Below are 5,954 nucleotides of genomic sequence, written 5' to 3'. Positions count from 1 at the left end.
CGCGGTCGTCGGCCCTGCGCGCCACGCCGTCGTGCTCGCCGTCGCGAGCTGGGGCGGGACGGGCTCTGGCGCCGCGCGCCGGGGCACGGCGGACTGGGACACGGCTGTCGCGGGCACCGAGGTGGCGGGCCCGGCGGTCACGGGCTGGGCGGGGGCGGGCGCGCTCGTCGTCGTCGCGGCGTGGGCCGCGGTGGCCGCGCTCGTCCTCGAGGGCGCCCGACGCGTCGCCGTCCCCCTCGTGCCCCCGGCCCACCGGCGCGCGGTCGACCTCACCGGATCCTGGCTCGTGCTCGCGGCCGCAGCGGTCCCGCTCGCCCTCACCCTGGACGCCGGACCCGCGGGCGTGCTGCGGCTCGTCGGGCTCGCCGCCGTCGCCGTCGGGCTCGGACTGCGGGGTGCGGGTCTCGGCGGTGCACCCGACGGCACCCGACTCGTCCAGGGTGTGGTCCTGGCCTGCGCGACCGCCTTCTGCGGCCTCGTGCACCCGTGGCCGGTGCCCGCCGACGCGTGGTTCGTGCTGCTCGGCGCCGCCCTGCTCGCGTTCGGCCTCGTCCGCATGCACGTCGACCCGCGCGTCGGGAGCTGGGCCGCGCTCGGCGCCGGCCTGGTCGGGACGCTCGCCGTGCCGCTGGTCGCCGCGCTCGCGGTGCCCGAGCAGTGGCGCACCGCGCTGTCGCTCGTCGGCGCGGTGGTCGCGGTCGGCATCGGGGCGACCCGACGCTGGCAGGCGCCGTTCGTCGTCGGCGGCGTCGCCCTGAGCGTGCAGGCGCTCGTCCAGCTCAGCCCGACCGCGAGCCAGGTCCTCGCCGCCACCGGCTGGTGGCCGGTGCTGGCCGTCGGCGGCGCCGGGCTCCTCGGGCTGGGCCTCACCTACGAGCGAAGGCTGCGCGAGGCCCGTGAGGCGGCCGTGTTCGTCCGGCAGATGCGCTGACCACCTGATCGCCGGGTACCGCCGGCGCGACCCACGTGGCGGCGCCGCGACGACCAGGCGGGGGTCTCGGCCGCACTCACGGGTGCCGCCGACCCGCGGCCCGTCCCAGCGAGGCCCGGCTCGGGTCAGGTCGGGTCGAGTCAGGTCGGGTCGGGTCGGGTCGGTGGACCCTTCGTCAGGCGCCGAGCTCGGCGAGCAGGGCGCGGGCGTCGTCGCAGCGGTCGAGCAGCGCACCGACGTGGGCGTGCGTCCCCCGCAGGGGATCGCGCATCGGCACCCGCTGCAGCGTGGCGGCACCCGCGACGTCGAACACCACCGAGTCCCAGCTCGCGGCAGAGATCTCCGCGCCGTAGCGCGCCACCGCCTCGCCCCGGAAGAAGGCGCGGGTGTCGCGCGGCGGGTGCGCGACGGCGTCCTCGACCCGCTCGGGCGTGACGAGGAGCTCGACGGCGCCCGCGGCGACCAGCCGGTGGTAGAGCCCGCGCTCGGGCCGGACGTCAGACCACTGCAGGTCGACGGCCGCGAGACGCGGGTGGTCCCACGCGAGGCCGTCGCGTCGCCGCATCCCCTCCAGGAGGCGGAGCTTGGCGAGCCACTCGACGGTGCGCGCGCAGCTCGCCGGGTCCGTCGCCAGACCCTCGAGGGTGGCGTCCCAACGGTCGAGGACGTCGACGGTCTGCGCGTCGAGCGCGGAGCCGTCGTGCTCGAGCGCGGTGCGGACGGCCGCCAGGTACTCGCGCTGGACCTCGATCGCGGTCAGCCGTCGGCCGTCGACGAGCTCGACACGCGCGGTCAGCGTCAGGTCGTGGCTGATGACGTGCACCGCCTGGACGGGGTCGCGCAGTGCGAGCCGGTCCACCACGGCCAGGGCTCCCCCGGCGCCGCCCTCGGCGACGGCCCGCTCGACCAGCCACAGCACGAGCGACGTCGTGCCGAGCCGCAGGTAGGTCGCGACCTCGAGCATCGTCGCGTCGCCGATGATGACGTGCAGCCGCCGCCACCGGTCCGGGTCGGCGTGCGGCTCGTCGCGCGTGTTGACGATCGGGCGGCGCAGCGTCGTCTCGAGGCCGATCTCGGCCTCCATGTAGTCGGCGCGCTGCGAGAGCTGGAACCCGGGCTCCTCGCCGCGCTGGCCGATGCCGACCCGCCCGGCGCCGGTGAAGACCTGCCGTGTCACGAGGAACGGGATGAGCCGGTTGGCGAGGTCGACGAACGGGACGGCACGGTCGACGAGGTAGTTCTCGTGCATGCCGTAGGTCGCGCCCTTGCCGTCCACGTTGTTCTTGTAGAGGGCGACGTCGGGCAGCGCGGCGGTCGAGGCCAGGGCGCGCACCGACGCGAGCATGACGAGCTCCCCGGCGCGGTCCCAGCGGACGGCGTCGAGCGGGTTGGTGACCTCGGGCGAGGAGTACTCGGGGTGCGCGTGGTCGACGTACAGGCGCGCGCCGTTGGTGAGGATGACGTTCGCGGCGCCCGGGTCCTCGTACTCCTCGGTCGTCGCGCGGGGCAGCTCCTGCGGCGAGTCGCCGTCGACGGGACCGGCGGGGGCGGCGTGCTCGGGGTCGTCGGTGAGCAGCGACGGGTGGGCGGACGCGCGCTGCAGGTGGAAGCCGCGGGCGTCGTGCAGCGGGTCCTCGTCGTCGTAGTCCCACCGGGCCCGGGTCCGGCCGCCCTCGCGGGCGGCGGCGTGCACGGCCACGACGTGGCTGGACAGGAGCATCGGGTTCGCGAGGGGGCGGCCGGGCTGGAGGATCCCGTACTCGGTCTCGATCCCCATCACGCGGCGCACGGTCACGGCCCCACCCTAGGCGTCGCCGGGCGGGGCCGTGCCAGACGTCCGAGATCGGCGTACGACGCCGGCGCGGACGTCAGAGGTACTGACCGGTGCTCGTGACCGTCTCGATCGTGCGCGAGGCCTCGGTGCCCTTCTTGCCCTGCACGATCGTCCGGATGAAGACGATGCGCTCGCCCTTCTTCCCGGAGATCCGCGCCCAGTCGTCGGGGTTGGTGGTGTTCGGCAGGTCCTCGTTCTCGCGGAACTCGTCGACGCAGGCCGTGAGCAGGTGGTCGACGCGGATGCCGCGCTGACCGGTCGCCAGCAGGTCCTTGATGGCCGACTTCTTGGCCCGGTCGACGACGTTCTGGATCATCGCGCCCGAGTTGAAGTCCTTGAAGTAGAGGACCTCCTTGTCGCCGCTCGCGTACGTCACCTCGAGGAAGCGGTTCTCCTCGCTCTCGGTGTACATACGCTCGACGACGCGCGTGATCATCGCCTCGACTGCCTCGCTCGGCGACCCGCCGTGCTCGCCGAGGTCCTCCTCGTGGATGGGCAGGTCCTCGGTGAGGTACTTGCCGAAGATCTCGCGGGCGCCTTCGGCGTCGGGGCGCTCGATCTTGATCTTCACGTCGAGGCGGCCGGGGCGCAGGATCGCGGGGTCGATCATGTCCTCGCGGTTGGAGGCGCCGATGACGATGACGTTCTCGAGCCGCTCGACGCCGTCGATCTCCGAGAGGAGCTGCGGGACGATCGTCGTCTCGACGTCGCTGGACACGCCGGTGCCGCGGGTCCGGAACAGCGACTCCATCTCGTCGAAGAACACGACGACGGGGTGCCCCTGCGACGCCTTCTCGCGGGCGCGGGCGAAGATCAGGCGGATGTGCCGCTCGGTCTCGCCGACGTACTTGTTGAGCAGCTCCGGGCCCTTGACTTTGAGGAAGAAGCTGCGGGCCTCGGCGAGGTCGTCGCCGCGCGCCGCGGCGGCCGTGGCCGCGAGCGAGTGCGCGACGGCCTTCGCGATGAGCGTCTTGCCGCACCCGGGAGGCCCGTACAGCAGCACGCCCTTGGGCGGCTTGAGGCCGTGCTCGCGGAACAGCTCAGGGTGCAGGAACGGGAGCTCGACGGCGTCCCGGATGGCCTCGATCTGCGGCCCGAGACCGCCGATGTCCTCGTACTGGATGTCCGGCACCTCTTCGAGGACGAGCTCCTCGACCTCGGCGCGCGGGATGACCTCGAACACGAAGCCGCTGCGGGAGTCGATCGTCAGGGCGTCCCCGACGCGCACCCGGGCGTCGTCGACGACCTGGCCGGCGAGGCGCACGACACGCTCCTCGTCGCCGCGTCCGACGACGAGCGCACGGCCGTCGCCGAGGACCTCCTTGACCGTGACGAGCTCGCCGACCTGTTCGTACCCGCCGGCCTCGACGACCGTGAGCGCCTCGTTGAGCATGACCTCCTGGCCGGGGCGCAGCCGGTGCACGTCGATCGCCGGGCTGGCGCCGACGTGCATCTTGCGGCCCGAGGAGACGATGTCGACCGTGCCGTCGTCGCGCGCGGCGAGGAACGTCGCGTAGGTGCCCGGGGGCTTGGCGAGGTCGTCGACCTGGCGCTTCAGCTCGACGATCTGCTCGCGGGCGGCGACGAGGGCCTCGCTGAGGCGCTCGTTCTTCGCGGCGAGGAGCGTGAGCTCACGGTGCAGGTCCCGGCCAGGGGCGTTCGGGTCGGTCATCGTCTCGGCCTCCGTTCCGCGTCGTGCGGGGTCGGGCGAGGTGTCGCCACCACGACCGCCGCGCTCGGCGCTCTCCCTGCTGGCGCCTTGCTCGTGCCTTGCTCGTGCCTTGCTGGTTCGACGACCCTAACCACCGCTGTCAACCAGAGACGCCCGCCGCACCGGGGCTGTTCCCGGCGTCTCGCGGTGCGGGACGGACGAGCGTCGGACGGTCAGTCGAGCGGCTCGTCCAGGTCCTCGACGCCGCCGGTCCGCGCGGCGTCGGCGAGGCCCTCGGCGTCGCGGCGCGCCCGGCGCAGCTTCTTGTCGGACACGGCCCGCTCGCCCATCGCCTCGGGAGACCACAGCGTGGTGTCCTCGGCGGGCGCGCCGTCCTCGGCGACCGGGTAGGCGCCCTTGGCCGGACGGCGCTTGCGCTGCGGCGCCTCGACACCGTCGGCGAGCCGACGGGTCGTCAGGAGGAAGCCGGTGTGGCCGATCATGCGGTGCTGCGGGCGGACGGCCAGGCCCTCGAGGTGCCAGCCGCGGACCATCGACTCCCAGGCCTGCGGCTCGGTGTACCGGCCGTCGGCGCGGCAGTCCTCGGCCAGGCGCGAGAGCTGTGTCGCGGTCGCGACGTACGCGGTGAGGACGCCGCCCGGTGCGAGGGCGACCGCGACGGCGTCGAGGTTCTCCCACGGCGCGAGCATGTCGAGCACGACGCGGTCGACGGAGCCGGGCTCGGCGACGGTCGGCAGGACGTCGGCGAGGTCGCCGATCGACAGCTCCCACGCGGGGTGCGGACCGCCGAAGAAGCCCTCGACGTTGGCGCGCGCGATGTCGGCGAAGTCCTCGCGCCGCTCGATGGAGTGCAGCGACCCGCCGTCGCCGACGGCGCGCAGCAGCGACATCGTGAGCGCGCCGGACCCGACGCCGGCCTCGATCACGCGCGCGCCGGGGAAGACGTCGCCCATGGTGACGATCTGGCCGGCGTCCTTGGGGTAGACGACGGCGGCGCCACGCGGCATCGACAGCACGTGGTCGGCCAGCAGGGGCCGCAGCGCGAGGTACTCGATCCCGGAGGTGTTCCGCACGACCGAGCCCTCGGGTGCGCCGATGAGCTCGTCGTGCGTGAAGTAGCCGCGGTGCGTGTGGAACGTCCCGCCGGGCGCGAGCGTGATGGTGTGCAGCCTCCCCCGCGGGTCGGTCAGCTGGACGCGGTCGCCCGCTCGGAGCGGGCCGCGGCGCTGCGCGGCCCCGGTGGGCGTCTGGTCGGCGGTCACGGGCGACGAGTCTACGAGTGCCGGGGCCTGGTCCGACCCGGTCGCGGGCCGCAGCGCGCGGACGCGGTGTCCCGGCCGTGGGGCCGAGACGTGCGGGGTGCGCGCGACAACGCGCTCAGGTGCGCAGCGCGGCGACGACGTCGGCGACGCGCACCAGGCCGACGACCCGGCCGTCGGTCACGGCGACGACGACCGGGGAGTGCTGCGCGGCGCGCCCGACGGCGTCGAGCAGGTCGCGCCCGGTGAGCGCACCGT

4 protein-coding genes are annotated in these 5,954 nt (G+C 74.5%); 1 reads left to right on the top strand and 3 read right to left on the bottom strand.

All coding sequences use genetic code 11. The annotated features are described in order from the left end of the window. The coding region (locus tag CBZ_RS21015; RefSeq protein ID WP_373862186.1) for an SCO7613 C-terminal domain-containing membrane protein at positions 1–931 on the top strand (931 nt) is incomplete at its 5' end. Positions 932–1,106: 175 nt separating this feature from the next. Here CBZ_RS21015 and dop read toward each other — a convergent pair. The 3 genes from dop to CBZ_RS15295 form a co-directional block, all read right to left on the bottom strand. Then, positions 1,107–2,726: a depupylase/deamidase Dop gene (dop, locus tag CBZ_RS15305; protein ID WP_130782374.1), complete on the bottom strand. Its 1,620-nt coding sequence runs from the start codon at positions 2,724–2,726 to the stop codon at positions 1,107–1,109. 73 nt (positions 2,727–2,799) lie between these two features. Continuing rightward, positions 2,800–4,437 carry a proteasome ATPase gene (gene arc, locus CBZ_RS15300; protein ID WP_130782373.1) on the bottom strand — a complete coding sequence of 546 codons (1,638 nt, stop codon included), beginning with the start codon at positions 4,435–4,437 and terminating at the stop codon, positions 2,800–2,802. A gap of 212 nt (positions 4,438–4,649) precedes the next feature. Next, positions 4,650–5,699, bottom strand: coding sequence for a tRNA (adenine-N1)-methyltransferase (locus CBZ_RS15295; RefSeq protein WP_130782372.1), 1,050 nt, complete (start codon positions 5,697–5,699; stop codon positions 4,650–4,652). Positions 5,700–5,954: the final 255 nt, after the last annotated feature.

Origin of the sequence: Cellulomonas biazotea (genome assembly GCF_004306155.1) — a bacterium.
Classification (GTDB): Bacteria; Actinomycetota; Actinomycetes; order Actinomycetales; family Cellulomonadaceae; genus Cellulomonas; species Cellulomonas biazotea.
This window is presented reverse-complemented; position numbering and strand designations above follow the sequence as displayed.

Excerpts from the sequence above, each read along its gene's own strand:
- arc (WP_130782373.1), bottom strand. The coding sequence starts at position 4,437 with ATGACCGACCCGAACGCCCCTGGCCGGGACCTGCACCGTGAGCTCACG.